Below are 17,900 nucleotides of genomic sequence, written 5' to 3' on the forward strand. Positions count from 1 at the left end.
GGCTTCCCCGTTTTCATTTGGAATTCCTGGAACCGCATGATCCACCTGCACTACATCGATGACGCACTGCTGGTGGCCGAGAAGCCGGCTGGCCTGTTGTCCGTACCCGGCCGCAGCGCCGAGAACCAGGACTGCGTGGTCGCGCGCCTGCAGGCGCTGTATCCGGATGCGTTGACCGTGCACCGGCTGGACCAGGTGACCTCCGGCCTGCTGCTGCATGCGCGTGGCAAGGACATGCAGGCGGCGTTGTCGATGCAGTTCGAGCAGCGCCAGGTTGGCAAGCGGTATGAAGCGGTGGTGCAGGGGCTGCTCGAGGGTGATTCCGGTGAAGTGGACCTGCCGTTGATCGTGGACTGGCCGAACCGGCCGAAGCAGATGGTCGATCACGAACGCGGCAAGCCGGCGTTGACCCGCTGGCGCGTACTGGCGCGTGATGTAGAAGCGCGGCGCACGCGCGTGGCGTTGGAACCGATCACTGGCCGCAGCCATCAGCTGCGGTTGCACATGGCCAGTATTGGCCATCCGATTGTTGGCGACGTGCTGTATGACGCGGCACCGGCGCACCGCGTGCATCTGCATGCACGCAGCCTGCGGTTCACGCATCCGCTGACGGGCGAGGTGCTCGCGTTCGAGTCCGCGGCTCCGTTCTAGGGGGTCGGCAGGGCTTGCAGCCCTGCACCTGCTACGAGCCAGAGCAACGTCAACGTCAACGTCAAAGGCGGGCTATCCGTGGGTTGGCGGGACGGTGTCGGAGTGCGGGGGCGCCGCAAGTACTTCCCTGTAGGCTTGGCAGCCGCATCCATGCGGCTGACACCCCGCACTCCGACACCGCCCCGCCTTCGACAGGTTCACTCGGCTGTTGGTAACTGCGACGTTGTTCCGCACGGCTGTTGGTAGGTGTCGACCTTGGTCGACACGATTTTTCTTTCAGATATCGAATGAGTCATCCACGCATGGCGTGGATCTACCGTGTCGACCAAGGTCGACACCGATCAGAACAATATGCCGTTCCGACAGATCGCGGAATCTGTCGAAGGCGGGGTGGGTCCGGTGGCGGGAGTGTCCGCGGCATGGATGCCGCGGCCAAGCCCCCATGGACGGGTTTACGGCGTCTCCCGCCACCGAACCCATCCCGCCATCCCACGGGAAACCCGCTGTTGCTTCGGCTGTTGCTTCTGAGGTTGCCGGCCAGCGGCCGGCACTACCGCGGGTGCAGGGCTGCAAGCCCTGCATAACAGACCCCACCCCCTACCAAGGTAGGGCGGCCCGCGCGGCAGCGCCGGACTATCCTCGAACCCATGACTTTGTCTGGGAGGGCTGCGTCATGAACTACGAGGAAACCTACCGTCGCTCGATCGACGAGCCGGAGGCCTTCTGGGGCGAGGAAGCCAAGCGCATCCATTGGCATAAACCGCCGCAGCAGGTGCTCGACTACAGCAACCCGCCGTTCCGGCGCTGGTTCGTCGGCGGCGAAACCAATCTCTGCTACAACGCCGTCGACCGCCACCTGGCCGAGCGCGCCGACCAGCTCGCACTGGTCGCCATCTCCACCGAAACCAACAGCACACGCGAGATCACCTATCACCAGCTGTACCGCGAAGTGAACGACTTCGCCGCGGTACTCAAGCACCTCGGCGTCGGCCACGGTGGCCGCGTGGTGATCTACATGCCGAACATGGCCGAAGCGGTGTTTGCGATGCTGGCCTGTGCGCGCATCGGTGCGGTGCACTCGGTGGTGTTCGGGGGCTTTGCGGCGCACAACCTGGCGCTGCGCATCGACGATGCCAAGCCCAAGCTGCTGATCGCGGCGGACGCCGGCATGCGCGGTGGCAAGCTGATTCCGTACAAGCCGATGGTCGACGCCGCCTGCGCCGAAGCGGCTTCGCCGCCACCGCATGTGCTGATCGTGTCGCGTGGGCTGGATGCCGCCGAACCCCGCGTGCCGGGCCGTGACGTGGACTACGCCACGCTGCGTGCGCAGATCGGTGAAGTCGACGTGCCGGTGCAGTGGCTGGAAGCGAGCGAGCCGAGCTACCTGCTGTACACCTCCGGCACCACCGGCAAGCCGAAGGGCGTGCAGCGCGATGTGGGCGGCTATGCAGTGGCGATGGCGCAGTCGATGGAGACCGTGTTCGACTGCAAGCCGGGCCAGGTGATGTTCTCCACCTCCGATGTCGGCTGGGCGGTGGGCCACTCCTACAATGTGTACGGCCCGCTGATCGGTGGCTGCACGTCGCTGCTGTACGAAGGGCTGCCGACCAACCCGGACCCGGGCATCTGGTGGGCGCTGTGCGAGCAGTACAACGTGCGCACGATGTTCTCCTCGCCCACTGCCATCCGCGTGCTGAAGAAGCACGACGCGGACTTCATCCATCGCCACGACCTGCGTGCGCTGAAGTATCTGTTCCTGGCCGGCGAGCCGCTCGACGAGCCGACCGCGCACTGGATCAGCGAAGCGCTCGGCAAGCCGATCATCGACAACTACTGGCAGACCGAAACCGGCTGGCCGGCACTGACCCTGTTGCCGGGCCTGGAGATGAAGCCGGTGCGCTTCGGTTCGCCGGGCTTCCCCAATCTCGGCTACCGGATGAAGGTGATCGACGAGAACACTGGCGAGGAAGTCGCACCGGGGCAGAAGGGCGTGCTGGTGGTGTCGCCACCGCTGCCGCCGGGTTGCATGAGCACCGTGTGGAATGATGACAGCCGCTTCCTGCAGAGCTACTTCAGCCACTTCAAGGAACTGCTGTACAGCTCGCTGGACTGGGCGATCCGCGACGACGATGGCTACACCTTCATCCTCGGTCGCACCGATGATGTCATCAACGTAGCCGGGCACCGTCTGGGCACGCGCGAGATCGAGGAGGCCATTTCCAGCCATCCGCGGGTGGCCGAGGCCGCGGTGATCGGGGTCAAGGACGAACTGAAGGGGCAGGTGCCGCTGGTGTTCGTCACCCTCAAGCAAGGGCTCGATGGCGAGGATCCGGCGCGGGTGGTGGCCGAGATGATGGCGACGGTGACCACCTCGCTCGGCGCGGTCGCACGCCCGGCGCACGTACACGTGGTCAATGCACTGCCCAAGACCCGCTCCGGCAAGCTGCTGCGGCGCTCGCTGCAGGCGCTGGCCGAACAGCGTGATCCGGGCGACCTGTCGACGCTGGATGATCCCAGCGCGCTGGAGGAGATCCGCCGCGCGCTGGGGCGCTGATCCGGTAGTGCCGGCCGCTGGCCGGCCCCCCCCCACTCAATCCCGAGGTTGCCGGCCAGCGGCCGGCACTACCCGCGGCACTTGCGCTAAGCTCGGCCTGTCATCGACCTGCAATACGCGGCGCGCGCCGGGGAAGGCGCGTGCCGTCCGGGGATGGCACACAGGGGGGCGTGCCCGTCAGGGCGCGCCGGCATTGCGCATCGAGGGAGGGGGAGGCAATGGCATTGCTGCACGCCAAGACGGCTGCTGGCCGTCAGGAAATCGAAGACCGTGGCCGGCGCCTGCCGGCGGCACTGCGTTCGATCCTGCTGATGGTCGACGGGCATCGCGATGACACTGAATTGCGTGGCCTGTTCGAAGGCCTGCGCGCGCCGGCCGATGCACTGGAGCAGCTGGAAGCGCAGGGCCTGATCGAAGTGATCGGTGGCAATGCCGAGGTGGCACCGGTACGTGGCATCAGCACCGGCCGCGAACAGGATCCGGCGTTGTACCAGCAGCTGTACGACGCGATGAGCGAGGCGGTGCGGCGCCACCTGGGCCTGAAGGGCTACTTCATGCAGTTGAAGATTGAACGCTGCACCGATGCACTTGCACTGGAACGCCTGTGCCCGGAACTGCTGGCGGCGGTGGGCAAGGCGCGCAGCCCGGCGCTGGCGCAGCGCTGGTGGCAGGAAACCCAGGCCGCCGTGCTCAATGGTGGCGGCGAGGTCGTGCAGGCCTGAGCCACCGCGTAAAGTGATCGGTTCACTTCCCCACAAGGAGTCCCGCGTGCAGGACGACCACGACGACACCGACACCCCAGGCTGGGACGCGATCAATGCGGCGCTGGCGCCGCTGTATGCCGGCCAGGAACCCCGTCACTACGGTACGGCGTTGCCGTACACGCTGGGTGGCCAGGATCCACTGGATGGCATCAGCGTGTACTGGGTGGATGCACCGGTACCGCATTGGCATTACATCACCTACGGCTTCTCCGAGCTGTACACCAAGGAGAGCAGCGATGCCGCCGCCAGCGGCTATGGTTTCGAGCTGACCTTCCGCCTGGCTGCTGGAGCCGGTGAGCACGCCGGCAGTACCCCGCCGGTGTGGCCGATGAACCTGCTGCAGAACCTGGCGCGCTACGTGTTTGGCAGCGGCAACGTGTTCGAGGATGGTCACCATCTGAACGCCAACGGCCCGATTGCGCTGGAGACCGGCACGCGCCTGTGCCACCTGGCCTTCATCGCCGATCCGCAGTTGCCTGCGCGCGACACCGCCAATGGCCACCTGCAGTTCCTGCAGCTGGTCGGGCTGACCGATGAGGAGATGGAAGCGGTCAAGCGTTGGTCGACGCGCGGCGTGCTGCAGGCGCTGCAACCGGCGATGCCGCTGTGGATCAGCGACCTGCATCGCGGCAACCTGTTGGAGGATCCGACACTCGCCGCACAGGTGCGGGCCGGCAGTGAGCGCGAGGGCTCCAGCACCGGCATGTTGTTCATCGAGACACTGGATTGGCGGCAGGAGGCGGGCGTCACCACCCTGGTGCTCGGCGCCGGCCAGGTGGCCAGTGTGTGCGAGCTGCTGCCATTGCGCCTGCGCCACGGCAAATCGCTGGAACTGGCCAGCCGCGAGCGGCAGTGGGAATTCATTCCGGCAGCGCGCGGTGAAACCGGCGAGGTATCGGCCGACAGCGCGCGCTGGGTGCTGGACGAGACGGGGCTGCAGGCCCTGGCGGGCGTGCGTGCCGAACGTGGCATCTACCCGGTGGCGGGAGCGCTGCGCATCGAAGTGGTGCCGACCTACCTGCGCGATGCCAACGGTGAAGTGATCCGCCAGATCGGCTGAGTGTGGTGATGGCGCCGGTGGGGTCAGAGCCGCCTGCTGTGCAGACGGATCCGACCCCGGGTCAGGCTCAGGCCAGGCCTTCGGCCTTCAGGGCGGCCTGCACGCCGGCATCGGCGTCCATGCGTGCCTTGTAGGCGGCCAGGTTGTCCAGGCCCGACAGGTCGACCTTGGTGCCGGCGGCCCAACGCAGGGTGATGTAGAAGTACGGATCGGCGAAACTGCGGAAGCCGGCCAGCCAGGGCTTGTCGGCCAGCTGCCTGTCAGCGGTCTCGAACAGGCCACGCAGGCGCTTGTGTGCGGCGGCGCGGATCGCATCGAACTGGCTTTCGTCGGCGATGAACTTGCCCGGTGCGAACAGCGGCGAGAAGGCCGGATGCACGTCGGAATTGACGAAGGCCAGCCAGCGGGTGGCTTCGGCACGCTGGCGCGCACTGCCATCGCCGCCGAGGCCGGCCTGCGGGTAGGTGTCGGCGATATAGCCCATGATCGCGGCGTTCTGCAGCAGCACGAAGTCGCCATCGACCAGCGCGGGAACGGCGCCGGCCGGATTGATCTTGAGGAATTCCGGACCCTTCAGGGTGTCCTTGTTCAGCAGTTCGACCTCGAACGGCTGGCCGGTCCACTGCAGGGCGATGTGGTCGGCGGTGGAACAGGCACCGGGCTTGCTGTACAGCTTCATGGGAACTCCAGGTGATGCGGGCGGGAAACGCCCACTATCCCAGAGCCTGCCAGCGGGCGGCAACGCTGCCGCCAGCACGGATCGTTACGACTGCCGCGGCTTGAGGTTCTGCACCTTATAGAAGGTGTGATCGCCGATGGTGGCCACCTGGTAGGCGTTGCGCCAGTTCGGGCTGGCGATGGACAACGCGGCGAAGTGGCTGGCTCCGGGCACGATCTCGCGGCGCTCGCCGGCCGGCAGCGCCCAGTTGCGCTCGGCGTCGAAGGCCACGTTCATTGCCTCGCTCCAGGCCGCGTCATTGCCCAGCTGGGTGCCGGGGGAGACGATGGTCGGCGCGAACTGCTTGCGCGCGGTGACCACCTGGCACATCGAGTCGCCCCACAGGCCACTGTCGAGGCGGCGCAGGGCGACCTCGGCAACGGCTTGCTGGCCGCGCAGGGTCTGGTCGCGGGCTTCCAGGTAAACGGTGGTGCTCAGACACAGTGAATCAGCGGCCGGCTGCGGCAACAACTGCGACAGCCAGAGAATCCAGGCCAGTTTCATATAACTCCTTGCTCCGTATGGGCCGCACTCTCCGCTTCCAGTCGCGGGGGCGACAGGATGCGGGGGACGACTTGGCGTCATGGGGAGGCGGCCATCGGGGCCGCCCCGTGGGCAGCCCCAAAAGAAACGACCAGTACCGATCGTGGGGGCTGCGCCGGCTCACCGGAAACTGGCTGGTGAGCGGAAAGATGGCGCAAGGTAGGGGGGCGTAGCCGAACGCATCGTGAACCGTCCGGCTTGACATTCAGGTTCGGGAGGGGTGACGGAAATCACATTCCGTCCCCCATTCATGCGCTCATCAGAGCGCGGCGGCCACCCGGCTGCCCTGGTCGATGGCCCGCTTGGCGTCCAGTTCGGCCGCTACATCGGCACCGCCGATCAGCTGCGCGTTGATGCCGGCGGCCTGCAGTTCGGCCTGCAGCGAACGGTTGGGTTCCTGCCCGGCGCAGACCACCACATGGTCGACCGGCAGCAGCTGTTCGCTGCCTTCCACGCGGATGCGCAGGCCTTCGTCGTCCACGCCCAGGTACTCGACGCCGCCGAGCATGCGCACGCCCTTGGCCTTCAGCTTGGCGCGGTGGATCCAGCCGGTGGTCTTGCCCAGCCGCGCGCCGGGCTTGCCGGGGCTGCGCTGCAGCAGCCACAGCCGCCGCGGCGATGCCTCGGGCTGCGGCCTGGCCAGCGAGCCGCGGGCCTCGAACGTGCTGTCCACGCCCCATTCGGCCATCCAGCGCTGTGGGTCCAGCGAGGGGGACTCACCAGCGTGGCTGAGGAACTCGCCGACATCGAAGCCGATGCCGCCGGCGCCGATGATCGCCGCACTGGCGCCCACTTCGACCCGGCCCCGCAGCACGTCCAGGTAGCTGACCACCTTGGCGTGGTTGGCGCCGGGGAAGTCGACCTTGCGCGGCGTGATGCCGGTGGCCAGCACCACCTCGTCGAAGCCGGCCAGGCTGGCCGCGTCTGCTCGCGTGCCCAGGCGTAGCTGCACGCCGGTTTCAGCCAGCTTGTGGCGGAAATAGCGCAGGGTCTCGTGGAACTCTTCCTTGCCGGGGATGCGCTTGGCCACGTTGAACTGGCCACCGATCTCGTCGTTGGCATCGAACAGGGTGACCTGGTGGCCGCGCTCGGCGGCCACCGTGGCGCAAGCCAGGCCGGCCGGACCTGCGCCGACCACCGCGACCTTTTTCGGCGTGGCAGCCGGGCGGTAGACCAGCTCGGTCTCGTGTGCGGCACGCGGATTGACCAGGCAGCTGGCCAGCTTGTTCTCGAACACGTGGTCCAGGCAGGCCTGGTTGCAGGCGATGCAGGTGTTGATCGCCTCGGCGCGGCCGGCGCGGGCCTTGTTGGGCCATTGCGGGTCGGCCAGCAGCGGGCGCGCCAGCGACACCATGTCGGCGCCGCCGCTGGCGAGGATGTGCTCGGCGACGTCGGGCATGTTGATGCGGTTGGTCGCCACCAGCGGCACCGTTACATGCGGCTTGAGCTTGGCGGTGACACCGGCGAAGGCGGCGCGCGGCACCGAGGTGGCAATGGTCGGGATGCGCGCTTCGTGCCAGCCGATGCCGGAATTGATGATCGTCGCGCCAGCCGCCTCGATGGCCTGGGCCTGCTGCACGATCTCTTCCCAGTTGCTGCCGTCGTCAACCAGATCCACCAGCGACAGGCGGTAGATGATGATGAAGTCCGGGCCGCAGGCCTCGCGGATGCGGCGCACGATCTCCACTGCAAAACGCATGCGTTGGTTGGCGTCGCCACCCCAGCGGTCGGAGCGCTTGTTGGTGCGCGGGGCGATGAACTCGTTGATGAGGTAGCCCTCCGAGCCCATCACTTCGACGCCATCGTAGCCGGCTTCGCGGGCCAGCTTCGCGCTGCGTGCGTAGTCGGCGATATGCCGCTCGACGCCGCTGGCCGACAGCGCACGGGGGGTGAACGGGTTGATCGGCGCCTTCAGCTTCGACGGTGCCACCGACAGGGGATGGTAGGCATAGCGGCCGGCATGCAGCAGCTGCAGGCAGATCTTCGCGCCGTGCTGGTGCGCGGCCGCGGTGAGCTGCCGGTGCGGGCGCACTTCCCAGGGCCAGGACAGCTTTCCGCCAAAGGGCTTCAGCCAGCCGACCACGTTCGGCGCGAAGCCACCGGTGACGATCAGGCCGACGCCACCTTCGGCGCGTTCGGCGAAGTAGGCGGCCAGGCGCGGAAAGTCGCGGGCGCGATCTTCCAGGCCGGTGTGCATCGAACCCATCAGCACGCGGTTGCGCAGCTGGGTGAAGCCCAGGTCCAGCGGGGCGAACAGGTGGGGATAGGCGCTTTCGTTGGCTGGCGACATGATCGATACGCTTGCGTACGGAAGCGCGAAGCGTGCCGGGAAACGGCGGCCGGGGCAAGGGGCGCGGGCGGTAGTGCCGGCCGCTGGCCGGGTACGCTCGGCACATGCGTGCTGTCGCTCCCGCATTTCGCTGCGCGAACCGCGGGCCCCACTTACCTGCCTCCAACCCCCGCGCCTGCGGCGCTGCCCCCGAACTCCGGGGGGCGGTAGTGCCGGCCGCTGGCCGGGTACGCTCGGCACATGCGTGCTGTCGCTCCCGCATTTCGCTGCGCGAACCGCGGGCCCCACTTATCTGCCTCCAACCCCGCGCCTGCGGCGCTGCCCCCGAACTCCGGGGGCGGTAGTGCCGGCCGCTGGCCGGCATTCGATCAGCTCAGGGTGATTGCGGTTGCCGGCCAGCGGCCGGCACTACCGGGGGACGCCCAATCCCGAACCAGCCCAGCGTTACTCCGCACAGGGGGCCAATCAGCAGGGCGAAGGCGAGGGTGCCGACACCGACGTTGCCGCCGAGCCACCAACCCAGCAGCAGCACGCTGCCCTCGATCAGGCTGCGCACCTTCCAGATCGGCCAGCCGGTGCGGGCATGCAGGCCGGTCATCAGGCCGTCGCGCGGGCCGGGCCCGAGCTTGGCGCCGATGTACAGGCCGGTGGCCAGGGCGACCAGCAGCATGCCGGCGCAGAACATCGCCAGCTGCCAGCCAAGGCCGACCGCCGGGGGAAGCAACCACAGCCCGAACTGCGCGGATGGACCGATCAACATCACGTTGAGCACGGTGCCGACGCCCGGCTTCTGTCGCAATGGCCACCACAGCAGCAGCACCAGCGCACCGATCACATTGGTGGCCAGGCCGAACGATAGCGGCGTCTGTGCGGCGATGCCCTGCGACAACACGTCCCAGGGGGCCACGCCGATTGCTGCACGGATCATCAGCGAGGCGCCGAAGCCGTACAGGAACAGGCCGATGATCAGTTGCAGCAGACGCAGGGGCGGGGCGGTGGGCATGGTGGCGCTCGGAGGGAGGGGGGGCTGTTTCCACCGTAATCCCGATTCAGTCACTCCCATAGATACAGATGCCGGCCGATCCACCGCTACAGGAGTCGTCGATCCTGCGCATGGGCCGTTCTGTGGAGCTGGGCCATGCTCCGGCTGCTTTGCCTGGCACCGCCAGCCGAACATGGCTCGGCACTGCACCGGCGTTCCAGCCTGGCTCAGTCGCCCCAGCCGGCCAGCGCCAGCTTGCCCACCGTGCGCCCGCTGGCCAAGCGCTGATGCGCGATGTCCAGATTCGCCGCATTGATCGCGCCCAGCGTCTCGCTGAGGGTGCCGCGCAGCTGGCCAGCGTCGATCATGCTGGCCGCGCGGCTGAGGATGCGGTGCTGTTCGATGCGGTCCGCCGTGGCGAAGCGCGAACGCGCGAACATGAACTCCCAGTGGATGCCGATGCACTTGGCCTTGTAGGGATCACCGATGCGCAGCGCGCCGCGCGGTTCGACGATGAGGCCGACATGGCCCTGCGGCGCCAGCAGCTGACCCAACGCATCCCAGTAATGGTCGGTGTCGGCCAGGTTGAGCGCGACCTGTACTGCGTCGATGCCCAATGCCTGCAGCTGGGGCAGCAGCGGCTGCCGGTGGTCGATTACATGCTGGGCACCCATCTGCCGGCACCAGTCGATCGATGATTCACGCGAGGCGGTGGCGATCACCTCGAATCCGGCATGCCGGCCCAGCTGGATCGCCATCGATCCAACGCCGCCTGCTCCGCCGATCACCAGCAGGTGCTGGCCGGCATGGCGGCGATCATCCAGCTGCAATGGCATGCGCTGGAACAGCAGTTCCCATGCGGTGAGCGTGGTCAGTGGCAGTGCGGCCGCTTCGGCGAAGTCGAGCGTGGTCGGCTTGCGCGCTACCAGCCGTTCGTCCACAAGATGGAACTGCGCATTGCAGCCCGGCCGGGTGACATCACCGGCGTAGTAGACCTCGTCGCCGGACGCGAACAGGCTGGCGTCCTCGCCGATCGCTTCGACCACCCCGGCGGCGTCCCAGCCGAGTACGCGGGGTGCTTCGAGCGTGGCCGGATCGGTGGCCGCCCGCTGCTTGCCGTCGACCGGGTTTACCGAGACGGCCTCGACCCGGATCAGCAGGTCGCGGCCACCCGGAGGCAGCGGCGGGGGTAGGTGGATATCGCAGAGGGCGGGGGCGGATTCACGACTCAGGGCGACAGCTTTCATCTCGGCTCCGGCTGGGTACGTGGCTCCATCATAGAGTTCCTCACGTTTCAGCAGATACGCTGAATCGGGTGGAGCAAGCTGTTGCGCAATATGTCGTATTCCGCACTTAAACCCCGTCAAACCCTTGCAGCGTGAGGGTCTTGCGGATTTTCATCATCCTGTATAGGGTTTCAACGTCGGACCGGTGGAGGGTCGGGCGCGATACTTCACATGTTACGGGACTGTTAACATGACCTTCACCCGCCTGAGCATAATGTTCGCGGCGGTGGCGTGCTGAATCGGCTGTCGAACATCGACGCACTAGTGCTGGCCCATGCCTCTACCGGTTTCATACCCCCGAAATAGGAGCTGTACTCAATGAACAAGAAGATCCTTACTGCCGCGCTGCTGGGTGGTCTGGCTTTCGCCCAGGCTGCGTCCGCGCAGGAGTTCGATGACCGCTGGTACCTGACCGGTTCGGCCGGCTTCAACTTCCAGGACAGCGACCGCCTGACCAATGACGCTCCGTTCGTCACCCTGGGCCTGGGCAAGTTCATCAGCCCGAACTGGTCGCTGGACGGTGAGCTGAACTACCAGAACCCGAACTTCGACGCCAACAAGGACATGAACTGGTCGCAGTACGGCGTCTCGCTGGACCTGCGTCGCCACTTCATCAAGGAAGGCCGCGGCTGGAACCCGTACCTGCTGGCCGGCCTGGGCTACCAGAAGTCGGAAGAAGAGTACAACCCGATCAGCGGTGGCCTGGCTGACCGCAAGGACGGCAACTTTGCCGCCAAGGTCGGCGTCGGTCTGCAGACCACCTTCGAGAAGCGCGTCGCTGTCCGTGCCGAAGTCGCCTACCGCGCTGATTTCGACGACCAGAGCGTGAACCCGAAGCGTGCCGGCAACGATGAAAGCTGGTTCGGCGACGTGCTGGCTTCGGTCGGCGTCGTGATCCCGCTGGGCCCGGCTCCGGTCGCGGCTGCTCCGGCTCCGGCTCCGGTTGCCCCGAGCTGCGCCGACCTGGATGACGACGGTGACGGCGTCAACAACTGCGACGACAAGTGCCCGAACTCGCAGCCGGGTCAGACCATCGGTCCGGACGGTTGCCCGGTGCCGGTCTCCATCGACCTGAAGGGCGTCAACTTCGACTTCGACAAGTCGAACCTGCGTCCGGACGCCGTGGCGATCCTGAGCGAAGCCACCGAGATCCTGAAGCGTTACCCGGATCTGCGCGTTGAAGTCGCCGGTCACACCGACTCGAAGGGTACCGACGCTTACAACCAGAAGCTGTCGGAGCGTCGTGCTACCGCCGTGTACAACTACCTGACCAAGAACGGCGTTGACGCCGGTCGCCTGGTCGGCCCGATCGGCTACGGCGAGAGCCGTCCGATTGCTCCGAACACCAACCCGGATGGTTCGGACAACCCGGAAGGTCGCGCCAAGAACCGTCGTACCGAGCTGAACGTCCAGAACTAAGTTCTGACGCTCTGCCAGTAGGACACAGCAGGACCCGGCTTCGGCCGGGTCTTGTTGTTTCTGCGGCCCGGAATCCGGTGCCTGCCGGTCCGGGGGTAACCGTTCGTCGGGTTTTTGTCCGTAAAACCAATGGGTTGCCGTATTCATTGAAAGTGGCGCTTGAAAGCTGTCGCGGCATTGCTAAACTCGCCGCGTCACTTCCTTTCCTGGATGCCCTTCATGCTGCGCTCTGCATCGGCCGCCGTTCTGGCGCTGGCCCTGGTTCCCGCCGCCCACGCTGCGGTCGATTGCTCGGTCAACACCAGCGCCTCGCCGCTGCCGTTGCCGGCCACGACCATCGCGCCGGTGGCCGACGAGCTCTACATCCGTGGCAACCAGCTGGGCATGCCGGCCGGCGTGCTGAGCAGCAACTACGATCCGTCGCAGTCGCTGGACCAGGTGCTGCAGCGCCTGCGCATCGATGGCTGCCAGAACATCGCCAAGGCCATTCCGAGCGCACCGGCGGTGAAGCCGAACGATCCGGCGGCCTACAAGCCGCAGACCGAATTCGACAACACGCCCTGGCGCTTCGACATGAGCCAGAACGGCAAGCGCATGACCGCCGAAGAGTTCGACGCCTGGATGAAGGCGCGTGGCGTGCGTGTGGTCAAGGCGCGTCCGGCTCCGGCCGCCACTCCGGCCCCGGCCGAAGCACCGGCTGAGACCAAGCCGGTCGACAAGAAGTAAGCACCGCGGGGAGCAGAGGCTTGCGCACGCGCCGCCCACCTGCCGCCCCCGCCGCCCGCTCCCACGCATCGCGTGGGCGTGCGACTCCCGCTGCCACAGCCGCCGGTGTCCGTCATGGCCTGGCGCGCGTGCTGTCCAAGGCCGGCGTCTGCTCGCGCAGCGAGGCCGCGCGCTGGATTGCCGAGGGCCGCGTACGCGTCTCCGGCCGCATCGTGCGGGATCCCGAGTTCCCGATTGGCCAGCCGGCGCCGCCGATCGAGGTCGATGGCCAGCCGATGGGCGCACCGCAGCGCCTGTACCTGATGCTCAACAAGCCACGCGGGGTGGTGACCACCGTGCAGGACGAGCGTGGCCGCGACACCGTCTACCGCTGTTTCGATGGTGCAGGGCTGCCGTGGATAGCGCCGGTCGGGCGCCTGGACAAGGCCAGTGAAGGGCTGTTGCTGTTCAGCAACGATCCGCAGTGGGCGGCGCGCCTGACCGATCCGGAAACCGGTCCGCAGAAGACGTACCACGTGCAGGTCGACCGCCTGCCAGATGACGCCACGCTGGCGGCCCTGCAGGCTGGCGTGGATGACGAGGGCGAGTTCCTCGTGGCCCAGGCCGTGCGCGTGCTGCGCAGCGGCGACAAGACCGCGTGGCTGGAGGTGGTCCTCGACGAGGGCCGCAACCGCCACATCCGCCGCCTGCTGGCGGCCTTCGACCTGCAGGTGCTGCGCCTGGTCCGGGTTGCGATCGGCGGGCTGCAGCTCGGCGATCTCGGCAAGGGCCAGTGGCGGATGCTGGAGGTCAATGACCAGCAGCGGCTGGGGGCCGCTGCACCGGGCTGATCATCGCCCGCGGCCGGCGGTTGCCGGCCACCGTTCCAGGCGTAGGGGGCGCCTGGTTGCTGAACTTCCCGAACGGAGCCTGCCCATGTACCACCCGACCCTCAACCAAACCCTGCGCTGCGCAGGCCTGCTGCTGCCGATGGTGCTGCTGACCGCCTGTGGTGGCCACAAGAAGGTGGCCAAGGCAGAAACGCCGGCCGAAACCCCGGTGGTGGAAGTGAAGACCCCGGAGCTGGATGGCCGCGGCAGCTACCGCTTCCTGATGAGCAACGGCGACAAGAAGATGACCGCCGACGAGTTCGATGCCTGGATGAAGGCCAACGGCATCCGCGTTGCCAAGGGCAACGGCCAGGACGCTGCCGCCAAGCCGGTGGTGGTGGCCAGCAAGGACGAGCCGAAGGGCAAGAAGAAAAAGAAGTGATGCCGGGAAGGTGCCGACCTCGGTCGGCACGCCCTCAAGCTCTGGTAGGTGCCGACCTTGGTCGGCACGCTTTGACCGCTGGGATCAACCCTTGATCACGCCCAGCTCGACACCGATGCGGGTGAACGCATCGATCGCGCGGTCCAGGTGCTCGCGGCTGTGCGCAGCGCTGATCTGGGTGCGGATGCGCGCCTGGCCCTTGGGCACCACCGGGAAGAAGAAGCCGATCGCGTAGATGCCTTCTTCGAGCAGGCGCTCGGCGAACTTCTGCGCCAGCGGTGCGTCGTACAGCATCACCGGGCTGATCGGGTGCACGCCCGGCTTCACGTCGAAACCGGCGGCGACCATCTTTTCGCGGAAGTAGCGGGTGTTCTCCACCAGGGTGTCGCGCAGGTCGTCAGCGGCGGCCAGCATCTCGAACGCCTTGATGCCGGCGGCCACCACATGCGGCGGCAGCGAGTTGGAGAACAGGTACGGCCGCGAACGCTGGCGCAGCAGCTCGATCACCTCGGCGCTGGCGCAGGTGAAGCCGCCCAGTGCGCCGCCCATGGCCTTGCCCAGGGTGCCGGTGATGATGTCGATCTTCTCCAGCACGCCCTTCACTTCGGCCGAGCCGCGGCCGGTGGCACCGAGGAAGCCGGTGGCGTGGCATTCGTCGATGTGCACCAGCGCGTTGTACTTCTTCGCCAGCGCGGTGATCTCGTCCAGCGGGGCAATGAAGCCGTCCATCGAGAACACGCCGTCGGTGGTGATCAGCTTGGTCTTGCAGCCGGCGGCATCGGCGGCCTGCAGCTGGGCTTCCAGGTCGGCCATGTCGCAGTTGGCGTAGCGGAAGCGCTTGGCCTTGCACAGGCGCACGCCGTCGATGATCGAGGCGTGGTTCAGTGCATCGGAAATGATCGCGTCGTTCTCACCGAGCAGCGGTTCGAACAGGCCGCCGTTGGCGTCGAAACAGGCGGCGTACAGAATGGTGTCCTGCTTGCCGAAGAAGTCGGCGATCTGCTTCTCCAGCTGCTTGTGCAGGTCCTGGGTACCGCAGATGAAGCGCACCGAGGCCATGCCGAAGCCGTGGGTATCCAGCGCATCCTTGGCGGCCTGGATCAGGTCCGGATGGTCGGCCAGGCCCAGGTAGTTGTTGGCACAGAAGTTCAGCACCTTGCGGCCATCCTCGAGGGTGATCTCGGCCGACTGCGGGCTGGTGATGATCCGCTCGGACTTGAACAGGCCCTGGGCGCGGATGGCGTCCAGTTCCTCGGCGTAGTGGCGGGTCAGGGCGGAGGAGGCGTCGGTCATGGCGTGGGCACGGCTCTGAACGGGGAAACCGTTGATTCTACCGGGCTACGACGGCCTTCGACCGGGCCGGGCAGGGCACCGCCACGGGTGGCACATGTTGCATCGCAATAGCAAACGGGTTAAAAATTCGTGAAACGCGCCTGTCTGGCGCCGGTTGCCCGCTCCCCCTTCCCGCCCCCGCCACCCTCGGAGACGCCCATGAAGCACGCCCGTGCCTGCCTCGCCATTGCCGCTGCCCTGACCCTGGCCGCCCCGTTCGCCGCCAGCGCCCAGGAAAACGAATCGCCGTACAGCTGGAACGTCACCGCTGTTTCCGATTACCTGTTCCGTGGTGTGTCGCAGACCGACGAGGATCCGACCCTGCAGGCCGGTTTCACCTACACCAGCCCGGTTGGCCTGTACGCAGGCGTGTGGGGCTCGGGCGTGGATTTTGGTGCGGGTGACCCGAAGACCGAGGTCGACTACCTGATCGGCTACGGCGTGGACGTCACCGAGCGCGTCAACTTCGACGTGCTGCTGAACCGCTACACCTACCTGAAGTCCAGCCACCAGAACTACAACGAGCTGATCACCACCACCACGCTGGATGACACCTACAAGCTGACGGTGGCCTACACCAACGATGTCTGGAACAGCAGCACCGATGGCTGGTACTTCGGCCTGGGCGGCAGCTGGGGCCTGCCGAAGGACTTCACCCTGAATGCCAACGTCGGTCGCAGCACCTTCGAGGACGGCATCGCCAAGGACTACACCGACTGGAACGTCGGCGTCGCGCGCCAGTTCGGCCTGTTCAACGTCGGCCTGGGCTACTACGGCACCGACGGCAACGGCCGTGACAATTCCGGCAAGCTGGCCCACAGCCGGGTGATGCTGAGCGTCGCCGTAGGCAAGTAACGCGGCAGGCGTTACGGGTAGTGCCGGCCGCTGGCCGGCAACACCAAAGAAAAAGGCGCCCATCGGGCGCCTTTTTCAATTTCAAGGTGTGCCGAGCAGGCTCGGCACCCACCCATCGCGCACGGCGAAGGGTCAATTCCAGCTCAAAACAACCTTGCCGGCCTTGCCTTCTTCCATCAGGTCGAAGCCCTTCTGGAAGTCGTCGATCGGCAGCTGGTGGGTCATCACCTTGCCGAGCGGGAAGCCGGACAGCACCAGCTGGGTCATCTTGTACCAGGTCTCGTACATCTTGCGGCCGTAGATGCCCTGCACGGTCAGGCCCTTGAAGATGATCTTGTCCCAGTCGCAGCCGGCGCCCTTGGGCATGATGCCGAGCATGGCGATCTTGCCGCCGTGGTACATGCAGTCGAGCATGTCGTTGAACGCGCGCGGGTTGCCGCTCATTTCCAGGCCCACGTCGAAGCCCTCCATGTGCAGTTCCTTCATCACGTCCTTCAGCGACTGGTTGGCCACGTTGACCACGCGGGTGGCACCCATGTCGGCGGCCAGCTTCAGGCGGAAATCATTGACGTCGGTCACCACCACGTTGCGCGCACCGATGTGCTTGCAGATGCCGGCGGCGATGATGCCGATCGGGCCGGCACCGGTGATCAGCACGTCCTCGCCGATCACGTTGAACTCCAGCGCACAGTGCGCGGCATTGCCGTACGGGTCGAAGAACGCAGCCAGCTCCGACGGGATCTGGTCCGGGATCGGCCACAGGTTGCTGGCCGGCATCACCATGTACTCGGCGAAGGCGCCGTTGACGTTGACGCCGATGCCGACGGTGTTCGGGCACAGGTGCGGGCGGCCGCCACGGCAGTTGCGGCAGTGGCCGCAGACGATGTGGCCTTCGGCCGAGACGCGCTGGCCGATTTCATAGCCGGTCACGGCCGAGCCGAGTGCGGCGACGCGACCGACGAATTCGTGGCCGATGGTCAGGCCCGGCTTGATGGTGCGCTGGCTCCACTCGTCCCACAGGTAGATGTGCAGGTCGGTACCGCAGATCGCGGTCTTCTCCAGCTTGATCAGGACCTCGTTCGGGCCCGGGGTCGGCACCGGAACCTCTTCCAGCCAGACGCCCTTGGCCGCTTCGCGCTTGACCAGGGCCTTCATCGTTTGCTGCGCCATCGGGGTGGAACTCATCAGGGGGAAAGCGCGGATTATAGGGTGCCGCGCGGATTTCCCATGTTGCGCTGCGGGTGCAGTGGCGGAACGAAAGGCGTGCGCAGGCGGGCGTTTCGAACGTGCCGCAAACAGCAGCGCCTCCTTGATTCCGGGGGAGGGGGCGTGGTCACCCTGGCCGGGACACGCAAAAGCCCATCCATGGTGCTCGATGGCGCCTTGCTCGTGCGCGCTGTCCTGCGCACACGGCAAGACCGGGGTTGGGCGTCCTGCCCAACCCGCCAGTCGCATGCGCCCGGCCCATG

The 17,900-nt window shown here is 66.7% G+C and carries 16 protein-coding genes; 9 read left to right on the forward strand and 7 right to left on the reverse strand.

Features of this window, described 5'->3' with window-relative positions; genetic code table 11:
- Nucleotides 1–36 precede the first annotated feature (36 nt).
- The 4 genes from CKW06_RS04405 (at nucleotide 37) to CKW06_RS04420 (ending at nucleotide 5,029) form a co-directional block, all read left to right on the forward strand.
- Nucleotides 37–651 carry an RluA family pseudouridine synthase gene (locus CKW06_RS04405; RefSeq protein ID WP_024958803.1) on the forward strand — a complete coding sequence of 205 codons (615 nt, stop codon included), beginning with the start codon at nucleotides 37–39 and terminating at the stop codon, nucleotides 649–651.
- Between the two features lie 673 nt (nucleotides 652–1,324).
- Nucleotides 1,325–3,205, forward strand: coding sequence for a propionate--CoA ligase (prpE, locus tag CKW06_RS04410; protein WP_024958786.1), 1,881 nt, complete (start codon nucleotides 1,325–1,327; stop codon nucleotides 3,203–3,205).
- A gap of 218 nt (nucleotides 3,206–3,423) precedes the next feature.
- The gene (locus CKW06_RS04415; protein ID WP_024958787.1) at nucleotides 3,424–3,927 is read left to right on the forward strand and encodes a hypothetical protein; all 504 of its coding nucleotides are present in this window, start codon (nucleotides 3,424–3,426) and stop codon (nucleotides 3,925–3,927) included.
- A gap of 46 nt (nucleotides 3,928–3,973) precedes the next feature.
- The gene (locus CKW06_RS04420; RefSeq protein ID WP_024958788.1) at nucleotides 3,974–5,029 is read left to right on the forward strand and encodes a suppressor of fused domain protein; all 1,056 of its coding nucleotides are present in this window, start codon (nucleotides 3,974–3,976) and stop codon (nucleotides 5,027–5,029) included.
- Nucleotides 5,030–5,096: 67 nt separating this feature from the next.
- On the opposite strand, the gene CKW06_RS04425 is transcribed toward CKW06_RS04420, so the two are convergent.
- The 5 genes from CKW06_RS04425 to CKW06_RS04445 form a co-directional block, all read right to left on the reverse strand.
- Nucleotides 5,097–5,708, reverse strand: a complete 612-nt coding sequence (locus CKW06_RS04425; RefSeq protein ID WP_005408230.1) for a glutathione S-transferase N-terminal domain-containing protein — start codon at nucleotides 5,706–5,708, stop codon at nucleotides 5,097–5,099.
- A gap of 84 nt (nucleotides 5,709–5,792) precedes the next feature.
- Nucleotides 5,793–6,251 carry a cell wall hydrolase gene (locus CKW06_RS04430; protein WP_004154513.1) on the reverse strand — a complete coding sequence of 153 codons (459 nt, stop codon included), beginning with the start codon at nucleotides 6,249–6,251 and terminating at the stop codon, nucleotides 5,793–5,795.
- A 298-nt stretch (nucleotides 6,252–6,549) separates the two neighbouring features.
- Nucleotides 6,550–8,580 carry an NADPH-dependent 2,4-dienoyl-CoA reductase gene (locus tag CKW06_RS04435; protein ID WP_024958789.1) on the reverse strand — a complete coding sequence of 677 codons (2,031 nt, stop codon included), beginning with the start codon at nucleotides 8,578–8,580 and terminating at the stop codon, nucleotides 6,550–6,552.
- A gap of 373 nt (nucleotides 8,581–8,953) precedes the next feature.
- Nucleotides 8,954–9,583: a membrane protein YczE gene (yczE, locus tag CKW06_RS04440; RefSeq protein ID WP_038645540.1), complete on the reverse strand. Its 630-nt coding sequence runs from the start codon at nucleotides 9,581–9,583 to the stop codon at nucleotides 8,954–8,956.
- A 206-nt stretch (nucleotides 9,584–9,789) separates the two neighbouring features.
- A complete protein-coding gene (locus tag CKW06_RS04445) occupies nucleotides 9,790–10,809 on the reverse strand; it encodes a zinc-binding alcohol dehydrogenase family protein (RefSeq protein ID WP_038645543.1) in 1,020 nt (339 codons plus the stop codon).
- Between the two features lie 357 nt (nucleotides 10,810–11,166).
- Here CKW06_RS04445 and CKW06_RS04450 point away from each other — a divergent pair, with 357 nt between their 5' ends.
- The 4 genes from CKW06_RS04450 to CKW06_RS04465 all read left to right on the forward strand — a co-directional run bounded on the left by CKW06_RS04450 (nucleotide 11,167) and on the right by CKW06_RS04465 (nucleotide 14,244).
- A complete protein-coding gene (locus CKW06_RS04450) occupies nucleotides 11,167–12,267 on the forward strand; it encodes an OmpA family protein (protein ID WP_005408234.1) in 1,101 nt (366 codons plus the stop codon).
- 219 nt (nucleotides 12,268–12,486) lie between these two features.
- Complete coding sequence (locus CKW06_RS04455; protein ID WP_005408235.1) at nucleotides 12,487–12,993, forward strand: hypothetical protein; 507 nt, start codon at nucleotides 12,487–12,489, stop codon at nucleotides 12,991–12,993.
- 20 nt (nucleotides 12,994–13,013) lie between these two features.
- A complete protein-coding gene (locus CKW06_RS04460; RefSeq protein WP_038645547.1) occupies nucleotides 13,014–13,823 on the forward strand; it encodes a pseudouridine synthase in 810 nt (269 codons plus the stop codon).
- Between the two features lie 85 nt (nucleotides 13,824–13,908).
- The gene (locus tag CKW06_RS04465; protein ID WP_005412356.1) at nucleotides 13,909–14,244 is read left to right on the forward strand and encodes a hypothetical protein; all 336 of its coding nucleotides are present in this window, start codon (nucleotides 13,909–13,911) and stop codon (nucleotides 14,242–14,244) included.
- An 84-nt stretch (nucleotides 14,245–14,328) separates the two neighbouring features.
- Here CKW06_RS04465 and kbl read toward each other — a convergent pair whose 3' ends face one another.
- On the reverse strand, nucleotides 14,329–15,537 hold the full coding sequence (gene kbl, locus CKW06_RS04470; RefSeq protein WP_005408238.1) for a glycine C-acetyltransferase: 1,209 nt from the start codon (nucleotides 15,535–15,537) through the stop codon (nucleotides 14,329–14,331).
- Nucleotides 15,538–15,735: 198 nt separating this feature from the next.
- On the opposite strand from kbl, the gene CKW06_RS04475 reads away from it, so the two are divergent.
- Nucleotides 15,736–16,431, forward strand: a complete 696-nt coding sequence (locus CKW06_RS04475; protein WP_005412357.1) for a TorF family putative porin — start codon at nucleotides 15,736–15,738, stop codon at nucleotides 16,429–16,431.
- A 132-nt stretch (nucleotides 16,432–16,563) separates the two neighbouring features.
- On the opposite strand, the gene tdh is transcribed toward CKW06_RS04475, so the two are convergent.
- The gene (gene tdh / locus CKW06_RS04480) at nucleotides 16,564–17,586 is read right to left on the reverse strand and encodes an L-threonine 3-dehydrogenase (protein ID WP_032963071.1); all 1,023 of its coding nucleotides are present in this window, start codon (nucleotides 17,584–17,586) and stop codon (nucleotides 16,564–16,566) included.
- Nucleotides 17,587–17,900 lie beyond the last annotated feature (314 nt).

The sequence above is a fragment of the Stenotrophomonas maltophilia genome (genome assembly GCF_900186865.1).
Lineage (GTDB): Bacteria > Pseudomonadota > Gammaproteobacteria > Xanthomonadales > Xanthomonadaceae > Stenotrophomonas > Stenotrophomonas maltophilia.

What these genes read in the sequence shown, in the direction of transcription:
- CKW06_RS04405 (WP_024958803.1), top strand. Translation starts at nt 37, where the DNA reads ATGATCCACCTGCACTACATCGATGACGCACTGCTGGTGGCCGAGAAG.
- prpE (WP_024958786.1), top strand. Translation starts at nt 1,325, where the DNA reads ATGAACTACGAGGAAACCTACCGTCGCTCGATCGACGAGCCGGAGGCC.
- CKW06_RS04415 (WP_024958787.1), top strand. Translation starts at nt 3,424, where the DNA reads ATGGCATTGCTGCACGCCAAGACGGCTGCTGGCCGTCAGGAAATCGAA.
- CKW06_RS04425 (WP_005408230.1), bottom strand. Translation starts at nt 5,708, where the DNA reads ATGAAGCTGTACAGCAAGCCCGGTGCCTGTTCCACCGCCGACCACATC.
- CKW06_RS04430 (WP_004154513.1), bottom strand. Translation starts at nt 6,251, where the DNA reads ATGAAACTGGCCTGGATTCTCTGGCTGTCGCAGTTGTTGCCGCAGCCG.
- CKW06_RS04435 (WP_024958789.1), bottom strand. Translation starts at nt 8,580, where the DNA reads ATGTCGCCAGCCAACGAAAGCGCCTATCCCCACCTGTTCGCCCCGCTG.
- yczE (WP_038645540.1), bottom strand. Translation starts at nt 9,583, where the DNA reads ATGCCCACCGCCCCGCCCCTGCGTCTGCTGCAACTGATCATCGGCCTG.
- CKW06_RS04445 (WP_038645543.1), bottom strand. Translation starts at nt 10,809, where the DNA reads ATGAAAGCTGTCGCCCTGAGTCGTGAATCCGCCCCCGCCCTCTGCGAT.
- CKW06_RS04450 (WP_005408234.1), top strand. Translation starts at nt 11,167, where the DNA reads ATGAACAAGAAGATCCTTACTGCCGCGCTGCTGGGTGGTCTGGCTTTC.
- CKW06_RS04455 (WP_005408235.1), top strand. Translation starts at nt 12,487, where the DNA reads ATGCTGCGCTCTGCATCGGCCGCCGTTCTGGCGCTGGCCCTGGTTCCC.
- CKW06_RS04465 (WP_005412356.1), top strand. Translation starts at nt 13,909, where the DNA reads ATGTACCACCCGACCCTCAACCAAACCCTGCGCTGCGCAGGCCTGCTG.
- kbl (WP_005408238.1), bottom strand. Translation starts at nt 15,537, where the DNA reads ATGACCGACGCCTCCTCCGCCCTGACCCGCCACTACGCCGAGGAACTG.
- CKW06_RS04475 (WP_005412357.1), top strand. Translation starts at nt 15,736, where the DNA reads ATGAAGCACGCCCGTGCCTGCCTCGCCATTGCCGCTGCCCTGACCCTG.
- tdh (WP_032963071.1), bottom strand. Translation starts at nt 17,586, where the DNA reads ATGAAGGCCCTGGTCAAGCGCGAAGCGGCCAAGGGCGTCTGGCTGGAA.